Source organism: Streptomyces ambofaciens ATCC 23877, assembly GCF_001267885.1.
In the GTDB taxonomy this organism is placed as follows: Bacteria; Actinomycetota; Actinomycetes; order Streptomycetales; family Streptomycetaceae; genus Streptomyces; species Streptomyces ambofaciens.
Window position 1 is genome coordinate 6,478,040 of sequence record NZ_CP012382.1, and the last position, 16,013, is coordinate 6,494,052.

Annotated in this window: 11 protein-coding genes; 9 read left to right on the forward strand and 2 right to left on the reverse strand. The window is 73.5% G+C overall.

Annotation, left to right across the window (positions count from 1 at the left end; genetic code table 11):
• The first annotated feature begins 129 nt into the window (after window positions 1-129).
• From SAM23877_RS28425 to SAM23877_RS28460, 8 genes are all read left to right on the forward strand, one after another.
• On the forward strand, window positions 130-1,278 hold the full coding sequence (locus tag SAM23877_RS28425) for an ROK family glucokinase (RefSeq protein ID WP_053139261.1): 1,149 nt from the start codon (window positions 130-132) through the stop codon (window positions 1,276-1,278).
• Complete coding sequence (locus SAM23877_RS28430; RefSeq protein ID WP_053139264.1) at window positions 1,275-1,856, forward strand: hypothetical protein; 582 nt, start codon at window positions 1,275-1,277, stop codon at window positions 1,854-1,856. The genes SAM23877_RS28425 and SAM23877_RS28430 overlap by 4 nt, the downstream gene beginning before the upstream one ends.
• A gap of 112 nt (window positions 1,857-1,968) precedes the next feature.
• On the forward strand, window positions 1,969-5,046 hold the full coding sequence (locus SAM23877_RS28435; protein WP_063796793.1) for a DEAD/DEAH box helicase: 3,078 nt from the start codon (window positions 1,969-1,971) through the stop codon (window positions 5,044-5,046).
• Window positions 5,047-6,242: 1,196 nt separating this feature from the next.
• A complete protein-coding gene (locus tag SAM23877_RS41445) occupies window positions 6,243-8,036 on the forward strand; it encodes an SWIM zinc finger family protein (RefSeq protein ID WP_425314789.1) in 1,794 nt (597 codons plus the stop codon).
• A 258-nt stretch (window positions 8,037-8,294) separates the two neighbouring features.
• Window positions 8,295-9,737: an extracellular catalytic domain type 1 short-chain-length polyhydroxyalkanoate depolymerase gene (locus SAM23877_RS28445; protein WP_053139266.1), complete on the forward strand. Its 1,443-nt coding sequence runs from the start codon at window positions 8,295-8,297 to the stop codon at window positions 9,735-9,737.
• 120 nt (window positions 9,738-9,857) lie between these two features.
• Window positions 9,858-10,199, forward strand: coding sequence for a hypothetical protein (locus tag SAM23877_RS28450; protein WP_053139268.1), 342 nt, complete (start codon window positions 9,858-9,860; stop codon window positions 10,197-10,199).
• An 11-nt stretch (window positions 10,200-10,210) separates the two neighbouring features.
• Window positions 10,211-10,861 (forward strand): hypothetical protein, encoded by a 651-nt coding sequence (locus SAM23877_RS28455; protein WP_159042005.1) that lies wholly within the window; start codon window positions 10,211-10,213, stop codon window positions 10,859-10,861.
• A 35-nt stretch (window positions 10,862-10,896) separates the two neighbouring features.
• Window positions 10,897-12,315, forward strand: coding sequence for a hypothetical protein (locus SAM23877_RS28460; RefSeq protein ID WP_159042006.1), 1,419 nt, complete (start codon window positions 10,897-10,899; stop codon window positions 12,313-12,315).
• Window positions 12,316-12,455: 140 nt separating this feature from the next.
• Here the strand turns inward: SAM23877_RS28460 and SAM23877_RS28465 are convergent, their stop codons facing one another.
• Together SAM23877_RS28465 and SAM23877_RS28470 are read right to left on the reverse strand one after the other, a co-directional pair.
• Complete coding sequence (locus SAM23877_RS28465) at window positions 12,456-13,814, reverse strand: cation:dicarboxylate symporter family transporter (RefSeq protein ID WP_079030495.1); 1,359 nt, start codon at window positions 13,812-13,814, stop codon at window positions 12,456-12,458.
• Between the two features lie 173 nt (window positions 13,815-13,987).
• Window positions 13,988-15,154, reverse strand: a complete 1,167-nt coding sequence (locus SAM23877_RS28470; RefSeq protein WP_053139274.1) for a mandelate racemase/muconate lactonizing enzyme family protein — start codon at window positions 15,152-15,154, stop codon at window positions 13,988-13,990.
• A 107-nt stretch (window positions 15,155-15,261) separates the two neighbouring features.
• Here SAM23877_RS28470 and SAM23877_RS28475 point away from each other — a divergent pair, with 107 nt between their 5' ends.
• Entirely contained in the window at window positions 15,262-15,945 is a 684-nt protein-coding gene (locus SAM23877_RS28475) for a GntR family transcriptional regulator (protein ID WP_053139275.1), read from the forward strand.
• Window positions 15,946-16,013: the final 68 nt, after the last annotated feature.

Below are 16,013 nucleotides of genomic sequence, written 5' to 3' on the forward strand. Positions count from 1 at the left end.
CGGCGTCGTACGCGGCCCCGCCGCGCGGGCGCGGCCTGCCACGACGCACCCGCGGACGGCGGACCAGGCCACCGCCCCGCCCCCGTCCCATTCGGCACCCGGCGGGGGCGTGCGGCACAATCGCACCCGATGAGCACCTACCGCGACTTCACCGCCCCCATCGGCTCCCGCCGCGCCCCGGTCCTGCGCACCGTGGGCACGAGGGAACGCCGCTCACACCTGACGGCACCCCGCGTGCCCACGGTCGGCATCGACATCGGCGGCACGAAAGTCATGGCGGGCGTCGTCGACGCCGACGGCAACATCCTGGAGAAGCTCCGCACGGAGACCCCGGACAAGTCCAAGAGTCCCAAGGTCGTCGAGGACACCATCGTCGAGCTGGTCCTGGACCTCTCCGACCGGCACGACGTGCACGCCGTCGGCATTGGCGCGGCGGGCTGGGTCGACGCCGACCGCAACCGCGTGCTGTTCGCGCCCCACCTGTCCTGGCGCAACGAGCCGCTGCGCGACCGCATCGCCGGCCGCCTCGCGGTCCCCGTCCTGGTCGACAACGACGCCAACACCGCCGCCTGGGCGGAGTGGCGCTTCGGCGCCGGCCGCGGCGAGGACCACCTCGTGATGATCACGCTCGGTACCGGCATCGGCGGCGCGATCCTGGAGGACGGGCAGGTCAAGCGGGGCAAGTACGGAGTCGCCGGCGAGTTCGGCCACATGCAGGTCGTGCCCGGCGGACACCGCTGCCCGTGCGGCAACCGCGGGTGCTGGGAGCAGTACAGCTCCGGCAACGCGCTGGTCAGGGAGGCCCGGGAGCTGGCCGCCGCGGACTCGCCGGTGGCGTACGGCATCATCGAGCACGTCAAGGGCAGCATCGGCGACATCACCGGCCCGATGATCACCGAGCTGGCCCGCGACGGCGACGCCATGTGCATCGAACTGCTCCAGGACATCGGCCAGTGGCTCGGCGTGGGCATCGCGAACCTCGCGGCCGCGCTCGATCCCTCCTGCTTCGTCATCGGCGGTGGCGTCAGCGCCGCCGATGACCTGCTGATCGGCCCCGCGCGGGACGCCTTCAAGCGTCAGCTCACCGGCCGCGGCTACCGCCCGGAGGCCCGCATCGTCCGCGCCCAGCTCGGTCCCGAGGCCGGCATGGTGGGCGCCGCCGACCTGGCCCGCCTGGTCGCCCGCCGGTTCCGCCGCGCCAAGCGGCGCCGGGTGGAGCGCTACGAGCGGTACGAGCGCTTCGCGGAGGCCCGCCGCACGTCCCGGGAGTCACTGTGACGGACTCCCTGCCCCACCAGGTGGGCCCCCCGGACGAGCCCGAGCGCCCGGTGGAGGACCGCCGGCACATGATCCGCCGCCGGTCGCTCACCCTGCTCATCATCGTGCTGCTCATCGGCGTCCCGGCCGGCTATCTCGTGATCTCCGCCAACCAGAGCCGCGACAGCGGCCGGGAGAAGGAGGCGAAGTACGCGGCGACCGGCATGACCGAGGGCTGGCCGTCCAAACTCCAGCGCCGCGTCTACGAGGTCCCGGTACCGGTCCCCTCCGAGGAGGTCGCGTACTACGAGACGAACAACTGGAAGACCAGCCGCCTCTACGTCCAGTTCGAGACCACCGGCGCCGGCCTCGACGCCTTCCTCGCGGGGCTGGGCGTCGACCGGGACGCCCTGAAGCGGGGCAAGATCGCCATCAGTGACCGCGCCCAGCGGGTCACCGGTTGGGAGTTCGGCGGGTCCGGCTCCTGGTGGGGCCTGGTCAACGAGCAGCGCAACCCGGCACCCACCCAGGACGTCGTCGTGAACATGGAGAACCCGGACTACCCCATGGTCTACGTGGTCTCCCGCACCGTTCCCTGACCGCGCCCCCGCGGCGAGCGGGCCCCGACAGGCCGCCGGAGCCGATTGTCAGACCCCGCCCGTAGAGTCGAAGACATCTGATCGGGCCTGCGGGCGGGAGGTGACAGGACGTATGAGCGACACGGCTGTGGTGGACGTGATGGCCGGCGGGCGAGCGGGGGAGCGCGGACAACCGCGCCAGGCCGAGGAGCCCACGGCGTCCGTCCCCCTCCGGCTCGCGGCCGTCTTCCTCCCCGCTCCCCTCCCGCGCGACGGACGGATCGCCTTCTGGGACCCGGAGGGCGGCGCCGTCACCTCCGAGCCTCCCGTCACCTCCGAGCTGCCCCCCGCCGCGGAGCGGGCCGCGTCTGCCGCCTCCGCAGTCGTGGCGGGCTCGGCGCCCGCCGGGTCCCGCACGGCTGCGTCCGCCGCGCCGGCCGGATCTCGCACGGCCGCCGTCGCCGCGTCGCCGGATGCGGGCCCCGTCGCCGCCGGAGGCACCGCCCGGCCCATCGAACCCACCGAGCTCACCGTCGTACGCCGGCACGGCGCCGGGGTACGGCGCAGGACGACGACCGCGCTGTCGCTGCCGGTCGGTGAGGCGCTGCCCCTGCTGGTGCGCGCCCGGCACGACCCGGCCGCCCACCCGGCCACCGCCTGCTGGGGAGCGGCGGCCCTGCACGCCCTGCGGCTCACCGCGCGCGGCCGGCTCCTGCCCGGCCTGACGGCGACCGGGCACGACGCCTGGCGGGCCGGCCCACTGGACCCCGACGACATCGCACACCTGCGCGCGGTGGCCGCCGCACTGCCCCCGGAGGGCCACGCGGTCCCGCTGGACGGCCCGGGCCCGATCCGGCTTCCGGAGCCGGAAGCGCTGGTCCGCGCCTTCCTGGACGCCGTCGCCGACACCCTGCCCCGCACTCCGGCCGCGCCCCACGCCTCCGGCCGGCCCTTCGCGGCACGCGGAGCGCAGCACCTGCCCGGCGCCCACGACTGGGCCGCGGAGGTCGCCGCGGGCATGGACGCGGGCGTGCGGATCTCGCTCCGCCTGGACCTGTCGGCGTACGACCTGTTCGACGCGGACGGCGACGGCAGCGGCGGCGCGCGCAGCGCCGGAGCGGCGGTCGTGCAGGTCCACAGCCTCGCCGACCCCACCCTGGTGGCCGACGCTGCGGACCTGTGGTCGGGAGCGGCCGACGCGGCGTTCGGCCCCCGCACGCGCGTGGACGCCGCCCTCGCGGTGCGGCGCGCGGCGCGTGTCTGGCCGCCGCTCGACCGGCTCACCGAGCAGGACGTACCCGACGTCCTCAGCCTCTCCGAGGAGGAGGTCACCGACCTGCTGGGCGTGGCCGCCGGCCGGCTCGCCGGCGCCGGGGTCGCGGTGCACTGGCCCCGTGACCTGGCCCAGGACCTCACCGCGACCGCGGTGGTCCGGCCCGCGCCCGGCTCGGCGACGGACGGCACGGGCTTCTTCGAGAGCGAGGACCTCCTTCAGTTCCGCTGGCAGCTGGCGATCGGCGGCGACCCGCTCACCGAGGCCGAGATGGACACCCTGGCGGAGGCCCACCGCCCGGTCGTCCGGCTCCGCGACCGGTGGGTGCTGGTCGACCCGGGCCTGGTCCGCCGCGCCCGCAAGCGTGACCTCGGCCTGCTCGACCCGGTCGACGCCCTGTCGGTCGCCCTCACCGGCAGCGCGGAGGCGGACGGCGAGACGGTCGAGGTGGTGCCGGTGGGCGCGCTGGCCGCACTGCGCGACCGGCTCACGGCGGGCGTGGGTCCCGCCGAACCACCGCCCGGCCTGCACGCCACCCTCCGCGACTACCAGCTGCGCGGCCTGGCCTGGCTCGACCTCATGACCTCGCTCGGCCTGGGCGGCTGCCTCGCCGACGACATGGGCCTCGGCAAGACGGTCACGGTCATCGCGCTGCACCTAGAGCGGGCCCGCACGGAACCGACGCTGGTGGTCTGCCCCGCCTCCCTCCTGGGCAACTGGCAGCGGGAGATCACCCGGTTCGCGCCCGGCGTCCCGGTCCGCCGCTTCCACGGCAGCGACCGCACCCTGGACGACCTGGCCGGCGGCTTCGTCCTCACCACCTACGGCACGATGCGCTCCGCCGCGGCCACCCTGGCCGAGCAGCGCTGGGGCATGGTCGTCGCGGACGAGGCACAGCACGTCAAGAACCCGTACTCGGCGACCGCGAAGGCCCTGCGCACCATCCCGTCCCCCGCACGCGTCGCCCTGACCGGCACACCGGTGGAGAACAACCTCTCCGAGCTCTGGGCGCTCCTCGACTGGACCACCCCAGGCCTCCTCGGCCCCCTCAAGTCCTTCCGCGCCCGGCACGCCCGAGCGGTGGAGAACGGCGAGGACGAGCAGGCGGTGGAGCGCCTCGCCCGGCTGATCCGCCCCTTCCTGCTGCGCCGCAAGAAGTCCGACCCGGGCATCGTCCCGGAGCTGCCGCCGAAGACCGAGACGGACCACCCCGTCCCGCTCACCCGCGAACAGGCCTCGCTGTACGAGGCGGTGGTGCGCGAGTCGATGCTCGCCATCGAGGCGGCGGAGGGCATGGGCCGCCGGGGCCTCGTCCTCAAGCTGCTGACCTCGCTGAAGCAGATCTGCGACCACCCCGCGCTGTTCCTGAAGGAGGAGCACCCGCCGGGCGGCGGCGACCGTCTGAGCGCCCGCTCCGGCAAACTCGCGCTGCTGGACGAGCTGCTGGACACGGTCCTCGCCGAGGACGGCTCGGTGCTCGTCTTCACCCAGTACGTGGGCATGGCCCGCCTCATCACCTCCCACCTGGCCGTCCGCGCGGTCCCCGTCGACCTGCTGCACGGCGGCACGCCGGTCCCGGAGCGGGAGCGCATGGTCGACCGCTTCCAGAGCGGGGCGACGCCCGTTCTCGTCCTGTCCCTCAAGGCCGCCGGCACCGGCCTGAACCTGACCCGTGCGGGCCACGTCGTGCACTTCGACCGCTGGTGGAACCCGGCCGTCGAGGAGCAGGCCACCGACCGCGCCTACCGCATCGGCCAGACCCAGCCGGTCCAGGTCCACCGCCTCATCACCGAGGGCACAGTCGAGGACCGCATCGCCGAGATGCTCCAGTCCAAGCGGGCGCTGGCCGACGCGGTCCTCGGCTCGGGCGAGTCGGCCCTCACCGAGCTGACCGCCCGTGAGCTGTCCGACCTGGTGTCCCTGCGGAGGCCGTCATGACCCCCCGGCCCGCCGACGAGGCCCGCCGCGCCCTGCGCGCGGCGCGCGAGCGCGGCGGGGAGACGCCGGCCTCCTCCGCGGAGGCGGCCGCCGCCCCCACCCTCCCGGACGCCGCGCGGCCCGAGCCGGCGCGTGAACGCGGCGAGGAGAGCGAGGGTTCGCATGCGCACGACCGTGGCCCGCGCGGGGACCGGGACGGCGACGTCGATCGCGGTGGGGACCGCGGCCAGGGCTGGGGGCCGGTCCGGGGTCGGGACGGCGACGCCGATCTCGGCGGGGACCGCGACCAGGGCCGGGGCCCGGTCCGGGGCCGGGACCTGGACCTGGACCTGGGCCCGGATCAGGACCGAGAGCGGGAACATGATCAGGCCCAGGGCGAGGACCGGGACCGGGACCGGGACTGGGGTTGGGATCAAAGTCGGCTCCGGGGCCAGGGCGACCCCGACCGGGCCCCGGCCCGCGACCAGCACCCGGACCCGGACCAGCACCCGGGCTCGGACCAGCACCCGGACCCGGACCCGGATCGGGAGCCGGCCCGCGACCAGCACCCGGACCCGGACCCGGATCGGGAGCCGGCCCGCGACCAGCACCCGGACCCGGACCCGGACCCGGACCCGGACCAGCATCGGGAGCCGGACCGCGCCCAGCACCCGGGCCCGGACCCGGACCAGACCAAGGACGAGCGCACCGGCACGCGCCCGGGGGACGTCGCGCGCGCGGCGCTGCGCAGCGCCCGCACCGCGCGAGGGGGCACCGCGTCGCCGGACGCGAACCGGGACAGCGGCCCGCCGCACCGCCCCGGTGTTCCGGGAGAGGAGGACGCCGACCGCCCCGACGAGGTGATCGGGAGCGCTCGGCCGGTCGCCCCCGGAGGCACGACAGCCCCCACCCCGACGGACCGCTCCGGTGACGCGCCGGCCGGCCGGCCGGCGGATGTGGCACGTGAGGCCTTGCGGGCGGCACGTCGGCAGGCGCGGGTCGACTCGGCGACCAAGGGCGCGGCGAGTCCCCGCCGCCCGTCCCGCCCGGTCGGGGGCCCGCAGGTGGCGGGCGGTTCGCCTTCCGCCGCCGCCCGCGCCCGCGCCCTGCGGGACTTCGCCGCGGACGCCTTCCGGCTGCCCCCGGAGACTGATCCCGCCGGGACGACCGCGCCTTCCGCTGAGCCGGTGCCCTCCGAACCCCGGACCCCCGAACCCTTGCCTCCGCCTTCCGAGCCTCTGCCCCCCGAGCCCCTGCCCTCCGATCAACAGACCCCTGAGTCCCTCTCCTCCGCATCCGTGCGCTCCGGGCAGCTCACCGGAGAGCCGTCCGTGGACCGGGCCGACGCAACCGTCCCGCCCGTTGAGCCGCCGTCCCCTCGGTCGGCGTCCCCTCGGTCGGCGTCCCCTGAACCGACGTCCCCTGACCCGGCGCCCTCTCACCCCCTGCCCCCTGACCCGCCGTCCCCGGGGCCGTCCTCCCCTGAGCCGCCGTCCGCGGCACCCTCTCCGTACGAGCCACCGCGTCCGCACCACCGTGCGGCGGCGCACCCGGAGCGTGAGCCGGGCGAAGCGGACCGGGCCGCGCATGGGCGTTCGCGCCCGGCACCGCACAGAGCACCCTCGCGAGAGCCGTACGAGGATGCCCCGCCCACGACACCCCCCGCGCCGCCCGTGCGGACAACCGCGCCCCCCGCATCGGCCGTGGACCACCACACCTCCGGCACCACCCCCCGCGCGCCCCGCTCCATGGCGGCCCCCGACCGGGACGGCGAGCTCCGCCGTACCTTCCCCGCCCTGCCGCCCGGGCCGGCGGCGAGCGAGGACTTCGCCGGGACATGGTGGGGAAACGCGTGGGTGACCGCCTTGGAGGAGGGCGCCCTGGACGCCGCGCGGCTGGCGCGCGGGAAGGCGTACGCCGAGCGGGGGCACGTCGACGCGATCACCGTGACTCCGGGCCTGGTCCTCGCCTACGTACAGGGCAGCCGCCCCCGGCCCTACCGCGTGCAGGTGCGGTTGCGCACGCTGGACGACGCGGGCTGGGAGCGGTTCCTGGACGCCGCCGTCGAGCGGCCCGGGCACATCGCCGCCCTCCTCGACAAGGAGCTGCCCCACTCCCTGGCCGAGTGCGGAGTCCCCTTGCTCCCCGGCCCCGGCGACCTCGCCCCGCAGTGCAGCTGCCCGGACTCCGGGCACCCCTGCAAGCACGCCGCCGCCCTCTGCTACCAGACGGCCCGTCTGCTCGACGCCGACCCCTTCGTTCTGCTCCTGCTGCGCGGCCGGGGCGAACGCGAGCTGCTGGACGCCCTGTCCCGGCTGAACGCGGCCCGTGCCGCCCGTGCCGCCCAGGACCGCGGGCCGGCGCCGCTGCCCGGCGTGCGAGCCGGCGCCGCCCTGGCCGAGCGCACGCTGCCGCCCCTCCCGGTGCCGCTGCCCGCACCTCCGCACCCCGAGCAGCCCCCGGCCTACCCGGCGGCACCGGGCGGCCCCGACCCGTTCGCGCTGGACCAGCTGGCCACCGACGCCGCCGCCCGTGCCCACGCGCTGCTCACCACGGGCCGCGACCCGATCGGCGGGCTGACGCTGTGGCGGGACGCCGTCCGGCTCGCCGCGGCCCGCCCCGGCTCCGGTCTCACCGCGGGGACCCGGGCGCTCTACGCGTCCCTCGCCAAGGCCGCCGGCCGGGACACGGCCGAGCTGGCGCGCGCGGTCGCCGCCTGGCGCCAGGGCGGACCGGACGGGCTCGACGTCCTGGAGGAAGCCTGGGACCCGCCGGCCGGCCGCTTCGACCGCGCCCGCCCCCTGCTGCTCGCCGCCGACCTCCCCGCCTTCCGCCCCTGGCGCAACCGCCTGACCCACCCCCGGGGCCACGTGCAGCTCCGACTGGGCCGGACAGGCCTCTGGTACGCCTACGAGTCGGAGCCCGGCCGCGACGACTGGTGGCCGCGCGGCACCCCCGACCTCGACCCGGTCGGTGCCCTGACGGGCCTGGGCGGCACCGGCGACCTCTGACCGGTTCCGGACGGCCGGTCCCTGGTGCGAGGACATACACGCCGAGGTCCCGGCGAGGCCATGGAGGCCCGTCACACAGCACTCGCGGCGACCCTGTTCGCGCGGTCCATGCCGTTCGGGATGCCACCGCCGGATGATGCGCGGACACCGCTGCCAGAACCCCTGGCGCCGGCCCCAGAGCGTGTCCATCCCCAGGAGGCAGCCGACATGGGACAACCGCACCCCCCGTACCGCTCCGCGAGGAGCCGCCGCCGCGCGATGGGCGTCCGCGGCTGGATCACCGCCGCGGCAGGCGCCCTCGCCCTCACCGCCGGGCTGGTGGCCGCGGGCCCGCAGGCGTCCGCCGCGGGACTGACCCAGGTCACCGGTTTCGGGACCAACCCGGGCAACCTGTCCATGTACGCCTACGTGCCCGACTCCCTGCCCGCCGACGCACCGCTCGTGGTGGCCCTCCATGGCTGCACCCAGAGCGCGAACGACTACTACGCCCACTCGGGTTGGCCCACGTTCGCCGACCGCTACGGCTTCGCGGTGGTCTTTCCCCAGACGAGCAGCGCGAACAACGCCAACAACTGCTTCAACTGGTTCCAGCCGGGCGACAGCGCCCGCGACCGGGGTGAGGCGCTGTCGGTCAGACAGATGGTGGACGCGGCCGTCTCGCGCTACGGCAGCGACCCCGGGCGTGTCTACGTCACGGGCCTGTCGGCCGGCGGCGGCATGACGGCGAACCTGCTCGCCGCCTACCCCGACGTCTTCGCGGGCGGCGCCGTCGACTCGGGTCTGCCCGCCTCCTGCGCCGACAGCGTGACCGCGGCCTACACCTGCATGTACAGCCCTCCGGACCGGACGCCCGCCCAATGGGGCGACCTGGTCCGCTCGGCGGCCCCCGCCGGCACCGCCTCCTGGCCACGCGTGGCGATCTGGCAGGGCACCGCCGACACCACCGTCCGGCCCGCCAACGCCACCGAACTGCGCGACCAGTGGACCGACGTGTGGGGCATCGGACAGACGCCCTCCCGCACCGACGCCCTCACCGGGGGCACCACGCGAACCGTCTACGACGACCCCTCCGGCAGGCCCGCGGTCGAGGTCTACTCGATCTCCGGCATGGCCCACGGACTCGCGGTCGACCCCGGCAGCGGCCCCGAGCAGTGCGGAACCACCGGTACCTACTACCTCGACACCATCTGCTCCAGCTACCACACCGCCCGCTTCTGGGGGCTGGACGGCGACGGCGGCGGCGAGCAGCCCGGCACGCTCCCCGCCCCCACCGGACTGGCCGTCACCGGGACCACCGCCACCTCGGCCACCCTCAGCTGGAACGCCGTCCCCGGAGCGGCCTCGTACACCGTCCTGCGCGGCGGCACACGGGTCGGAACGACCGCGTCGACCCGCCACACCGACACCGGCCTGGCGTCCGGCAGCACGTACCGCTACACGGTGACCGCCGTCGACGCCGCGGGCGCGGCGGGCCCGCCCTCGTCCGCGGTCGTCGCGACCACCACGGGGTTCACGCCCACGTGCCACACGGCGAGCAACTACGACCACACCGTCGCCGGCCGGGCCTACGCGGAGGGCGGCCGGGCCTACGCCCGTGGCTCCGGCCAGCCCCTGGGCCTGTGGAACACGTTCACCACCCACACGCTCCAGCAGACCTCACCCGGCCACTACGTGATCGCCGACTCGGGGTGCCCGGCCTGACCACCGTGTTCGGCCCCGAATCGCGGAGCGTGGCGAGACCGATCCGGCCAACACCGGCGGGGCATATGCCGGTCGATCGGAGGGGCTGACGGTGCGTCATGCCCATGAGACCATCTTCGGATGATCACTCTCCGTGTCGCCGTCCTCTCCGGGACCGGCCTCCTGGTCGCAGCGCTGGGCGTCTGGCTGGCGGTGGTCCGCTGGGAGGACGGGGACAGGATCGCGACGTCGGTCTCGGCGTTGGCCGCCGTGGCCGCGGTCGGCGTCTCCGTCTGGGCCGCACTGCACGCTTCACGGCAGCAGGCGACGCTCGTCGCTTCGCGTACGGGCAGTGCGACCACCCGGCGCGGGGACGCCAACACGGGAGTGAAGACCGGGCACGCCGCCGACGGCTCCCAACGAGCCGAGGACACCGGTGACGCGAGGTCGACCGACGGTGACGCGAACACGGGTATCCAGTGAAGGGCCGCCCGGTGGAGGGCAGGGCGAACCGGACGGGGAACGCCCAGGCGGACGCCTATGCGAACACGGGCGTCCACATCGGCGACGTGACCATCAACCAAGCCCCGCGGTCGGAGGTGAGGTTCGCGCACATCGGAATCCCCCTGCACACGAGACCGCGCTGGGCGGAGTACCCGCATCGGCCCGACTTCCTCGCCTGTGAGTTCTCCGACAGGTGCGAGAGGCTCTTCAGTCTCACGAGTCTGATCCATGACGCCGATCTCTTCTTCGACCTGGTCCTGCTGAACACGGGCGACTCGCCTGCCGTCCTGTCCAAGGTGGGGGTCTGGATCGAAGAAGTGCAGCAGCTGATCTACATGTACGGATATCCGAAGGCCAGCGTCATCAGGCCGGCCGCGGACGAGTACGAGATCGTCATGCCGGCGGTCAGGAAGCAGTACAAGGTGGGTCTCATGGACCACATGACGCCGGACCGGGTGGACCTGCGTCCGACGTGCGACCTGGCCGACCCCCTGTATCTGCCGCCCCAGGGTGTCTACCGGTACACCCTGCACCTCAAGTCGTACCAGCGGAACATGCCCAACCACGCTCAGGTCCGGCTCACGGCGGAGGTGAGCGGGCAGGAGGTCTGCTCACCCAGGCTGCACGTCTTCACCAGGTGACCGTGCGCAGGCACGGGAGGGAGATCGAGGGGACCGTGAACGACGCGGAGAGTACGGCCGAAGCCATGATCTTCGACCTCGTGGACAGCATCGCTCGCCGGTCCCCGCCCGGCTGGCTGGAGATGAGCGCCGAGTTCGCCTTGGCCGGCAGCGCGCAGTCCATCGACATCACGCTGCACTACCCGGACACGACTCTCAGGGTCCAGCCCTCCCCGGTGGAGGTCGAACTGATCCGGAAGCAGCGCGGTGTCACCGCCACGACGGATGCCGGACCATGGTGGAGGATGTCGCTGGTGGTCACCGCCGAGGGCGAGGCCGACGTCACCTACGACTATGGTGAGTCGCCCTTCCCGGAAGACCAGCTCTTCCCGCCGGAGGCCTATCGAGCGGATCTGGCGGAACACCCCCGAAGAGACCTCCCGCTGTGGATGAACGCCTATGTCAATCATGGCGACCGGCAGTCGCGAAGTCCCCGCCGAGCGGCGAGGGAGGTGCGGGAGAACCGTGCGCGCAGCCGCTGGCCCCAGTTGACGGTGAACGAGTTCCCCGCCTTCCCCGAGATGTGGGCGCGGTGGGCGGTCATGTCGGCCGCGTTCGTCGCAGCCGGGTCGGAATGGGGGCCCCGGGTGGCTCCGGGGTTCGCCTGGTTCGAGGGAGCGGCACGCGGCGGAAGCACCCTGTACCGGTTGCCGGGCGACCGCGCGGTGCTGTCCGGCGGTGTGTGGAACGCTCCGTCGCTGGCCGCGGGCTATGCGACGGGACGCCTGCCCGACCTGTTCAGGGGGGCGCCGGAGTGGGTCGCCGATCCGGTCCTGAACCCGCGCGGCCGCCGGGGGCTGATGACGTTCTGCTACTGGTGGGAAGGAGGGTGCTGGTACCGGGGCGATTCGCCGACGGCCTCCGCATGCGCCAACGCGGTACCGGGCGTATGGACCGACCGTACCGTGGCCGATGTCATCGGCCGGCTGGCCGACGCCGACGGCTCCGAGGACATCGGACAGGCCGCCGAGGAACTGGTGTCGAGCGGACACCAGGGAACCGTCACCAGAGAAGCCCTCGTTCGCCTGCTCGGCGACGCCGACGCCCAAGACGTCGATGACGCCCTGTTCCAGCTGTCGGTGGCGGGCGTCCAGTACTCCCTCCCCCCGGACGAGCTCCCCGAGGGGACGGCCCTGTCCCTGGCGCGCAAGCACGTCGAACCGCCCGCGGGCTCGGCCAAGGGCCCTTCCGCGGACGCGTTCGAGGCGGAGAGACTCGGTACCGGCTGGAGGCTCTACGTGCCCGCGCCGGGGAGCACGACCCCGGTGGGCCAGGTCGCCTACGTGGACGACGACGGCGACGGTCTGGCGGTGCCGTCGTCCGGCGCGGGAAGCGCCGCCCAGGTGATCGCTGCGTTCGAACGACGCTTCCGCAGCCGCCACTCTCCCGGCGACGTGCCCCCTCCGGGCCCATAGCCACCGCCCTGCCGCCGACGAGCGGACCGACCCCGCAACGGGTCACATCGAGGCGGTCACCGAGCCGCCCAGCGACTCCACGAATTCCGGGGAGCGGGAGTGGCGGGAGCACCGTCGGCGGACGCGGGCGACGCGGACGGTCAGGTGTCGGCGCCGACCCGGGGGGCGCCGGTCTCGGCCTCGGCGTCGGTGCGCGGGGCCGTCGTCCGGTCGCGGGAGTTGAGGATCGAGCGTGCCTTGTCGGTGTCGAGGTCCTTCTCCCACTTGCCGATCACGAGGGTGGCGACGGCGTTGCCGAGGACGTTGATGAAGACGCGGCCCTCGTTGAGGATGCGGTCGATGCCGACGATCAGGGAGAGCGCGGCCAGCGGGATGTGGCCGACCGCGGTGACGGTGCTGGCCAGGACGATGAACGCGCCGCCCGCGATGCCCGCGGTGCCCTTGCTGGTGAGCATCATGACCCCGACCATGACCAGTTGCTGCTGCCAGGACAGGTCGACTCCCATGGCCTGACCCAGGAAGAGGGAGGCCATGGTGAGGTAGACCGCGGAACCGTCCAGGTTGAAGGAGAACCCGGAGGGGATGACGATGCCGACGACCGGCCGGCCGACGCCGAGGGTCTCCAGCTTGCGCACGAGCTGCGGCAGGACGGCTTCGCTGGAGCAGGTGCTCAGGGCGACGAGCAGCTCGGCCTTGAGGAAGCGCATCAGGCCGAACAGGCTCAGACGGCAGGCCCGCATGATGGCACCGAGGACCACCAGGACGTAGACGACGCAGGTCGCGGTGAACAGGATGATCAGGTAGCCGAGCTGTTTGAGGCTCTCGGCGCCGTAGGTGGCGACCACGGTGGCCAGGGCGCCGAAGGTGCCCAGCGGTGCCAGCCACATCACCCAGCCCACGATGCGGAAGACGACGTCCGAGAGGGCCTTGATGCCGCGGGTCAGGGGCGCGCCGTCCTCGCCGGCCATGTTCAGGGCGACGCCGAAGACGATGGAGACCATGAGCGCGGCGAGGATGGCGTCACCGGTGATGGCGCCGAGCAGGGAGGTGGGGATCAAGGAGGAGATGAAGCCGGTGAAGGTGGCGTGCTCGGTGGCGGTCTCGGGCACGTCGGCGGCGTTCAGCGACGAGGGATCGACGTTCAGCCCGGCGCCGGGCTGGAAGATGTTGGCGACCACCAGCCCGATCAGCATGGACAGCAGCGACAGCACCAGGAAGTAGCCGATCGCCTTCACCCCGATCCGGCCCGCCTTGCGGAGGTTGTCCATGGAGGCGATGCCGGTGGTGACCACGCAGAAGACGACCGGGACGACGATCATCTTGACCAGGTCGATGAACCAGTCGTTGAGCGGCTTGAGTTCCTTGCCGAGCCCGGGGGCGAGGATACCGACGGCGATGCCGAGGACCGCGCCCAGTACGACCTGGAACCACAGCTCACGTATCAGACGGTTCAGCCGTGACCGCTGCGGACGGCCGGCGGCAGTAGTGGTGGATGTCATCGAGGGTGCTCCCTTGCACGACGATCGTGTCTGGCCCTGTCCCGTGGGGGGTGTGCGCGAGGGACGCGAAGCGGCTCGCGTCCCCCGGGGTCGTACGTGGCGCCTGGATGGAGCTGCGCCGGCGGACGGCGCCCGCCCGGTGGCGTGCGTGTCACGGTGCGGTGTGGCGGTGGTCAGCCGTGCAGGTCGCGCAGGACCTTGTAGAAGGCGGCCTTGGCCTCGAAGCCGATGCCGGGGATGTCGGTCAGGCCGACGCGGCTCCTCTCGACGACGGCGTCGTCGGCGAAGCCGCCGGTGGGCTGGAACTCGCCCGGGTAGGACTCGTTGCCGCCGAGCTTGAGGGCGGCGGCGATGTGCAGGGAGAACTGGTGGCCGCCGTGCGGGATGCAGCGCCGGGAGGACCAGCCGTGCTGCTTGAGCATGTCCTGGATGCGCAGGTACTCCACCAGGCCGTAGGAGAGCGCGGGGTCGAACTGGAGGGTGTCGCGGTCGGGGCGCATGCCGCCGTAGCGGATCAGGTTGCGGGCGTCCTGGAGGGAGAAGAGGTTCTCGCCGGTGGCGATGGCGCCGGCGTAGTGCTCGGCGACGGTGGCGTTGAGGCGGTAGTCGAGCGGGTCGCCGATCTCCTCGTACCAGAACAGGCCGTACGGCTCGATCGCCCGGCCGTACTCCAGTGCCGTGTCGAGGTCGAAGCGGCCGTTGACGTCGACGGCGAGGCGTGAGCCGTCACCGCCGAGGACGTCGATGACGGCCTCGATGCGGCGCAGGTCCTCGGCCAGGTCGGCGCCGCCGATCTTCATCTTGACGACGTCGTAGCCCAGGTCGAGGAAGCCGCGCATCTCGTCCTGGAGGTCGGACAGGGTCTTGCCGGGCGCGTAGTAACCGCCGGCGGCGTAGACGAACACGGAGTCGTCGGGCTGTCCGTCGCCGTAGCGCTCGGACAGGTACCGGTACAGCGGCTTGCCCTCGATCTTGGAGGCGAGGTCGAACAGGGCCATGTCGACGACGCCGACGGCGACCGAGCGCTCGCCGTGGCCGCCGGGCTTCTCGTTGTTCATCATCACGTCCCACGCCCGGGCGTGGTCGAAGCGGCCCTGCTCGTCCAGGAGGGAGCCGGGCTCGGCAGCGGTCAGGCGGGGCAGGATCCGGCGGCGCAGGATCTCACCCGCGCTGTAGCGGCCGTTGGAGTTGAAGCCGTAGCCGACGACCGGCTTGCCGTCACGGACGACGTCGCTCTCGATCGCCACGATCGAACAGTCCATGGAGCTGAAGTCGATCCAGGCGTTGCGGATCGACGAGCTGATCGGGACGACGCCCTCGTACACGTTGGTGATCTTCACGACGACCCTTTCTCATATCTTATAAGTTGCGTCGGTGTTAGGCTGAGGGGCCGTGATGGGCACTGTCAAGGGGGGTGCACGCACCCAGGAAGGATTCACCGGGGGCGATGACCAGTCCGAACCTCTTCGTCAGCAAAAGCGATCTGGCCTACGCGGAACTCCGCAGCCGCATCCTCACGGGAATCCTCCCGGCAGGCGCACGGCTGGCGCAGTACGACCTCGCCGAGTCCCTCAGCATGAGCATCACACCCCTGCGCGAGGCGATCCGCCGCCTCAGCAGCGAGGGCCTGCTGACCGTGGAGACCCACCGCGACGTCCGGGTCTCCGCGATGAACTCCGAGGAGGCCCGCCAGCTGTTCGAGGTCCGCCTGTCCCTGGACCCGACCGCCGCCGAACTCGCGGCGCTGCGGCGCACCGACGAGGACATCGCGACCATGCGCGCCGCCGTCGGCAGGCTGCTGCCCGTCACGCGGCAGTGGGGCGAGGAGGCACTCACCGCCCACCGCGCCTTCCACCAGGCCCTGTACCGGGCCTCCCACAACGACGTCCTCGTCAAGCTCCTGGACGACCTGTGGGACAAGTCCGACCGCTACCGACGCCTCGGTCTCGAACTCCCGCCCGGCGACGAACCCCGCACCCGCGACCTGCAAGAACACCACCAGCTCGTCGACCTCGTCGAGGAGGGACGGAGTGTCGAGGCAGGCCGGCTGATGCGCGAGCACATCACCCACAGCCTCACCGCCACCGCCATCAGCGCCCTGGAGGACCGCGAAGGCGCCCGCACGGGCTGAGGTGCTGACGAGCCGCCGCCCTCCCCGCCGGCCCCACAGCACGAAGGGCCGGGGCAGAGCACGGCGGG

Excerpts from the sequence above, each read along its gene's own strand:
- SAM23877_RS28425 (WP_053139261.1), top strand. The coding sequence starts at position 130 with ATGAGCACCTACCGCGACTTCACCGCCCCCATCGGCTCCCGCCGCGCC.
- SAM23877_RS28450 (WP_053139268.1), top strand. The coding sequence starts at position 9,858 with ATGATCACTCTCCGTGTCGCCGTCCTCTCCGGGACCGGCCTCCTGGTC.
- SAM23877_RS28475 (WP_053139275.1), top strand. The coding sequence starts at position 15,262 with ATGACCAGTCCGAACCTCTTCGTCAGCAAAAGCGATCTGGCCTACGCG.
- SAM23877_RS28465 (WP_079030495.1), bottom strand. The coding sequence starts at position 13,814 with ATGACATCCACCACTACTGCCGCCGGCCGTCCGCAGCGGTCACGGCTG.
- SAM23877_RS28435 (WP_063796793.1), top strand. The coding sequence starts at position 1,969 with ATGAGCGACACGGCTGTGGTGGACGTGATGGCCGGCGGGCGAGCGGGG.
- SAM23877_RS28445 (WP_053139266.1), top strand. The coding sequence starts at position 8,295 with ATGGGCGTCCGCGGCTGGATCACCGCCGCGGCAGGCGCCCTCGCCCTC.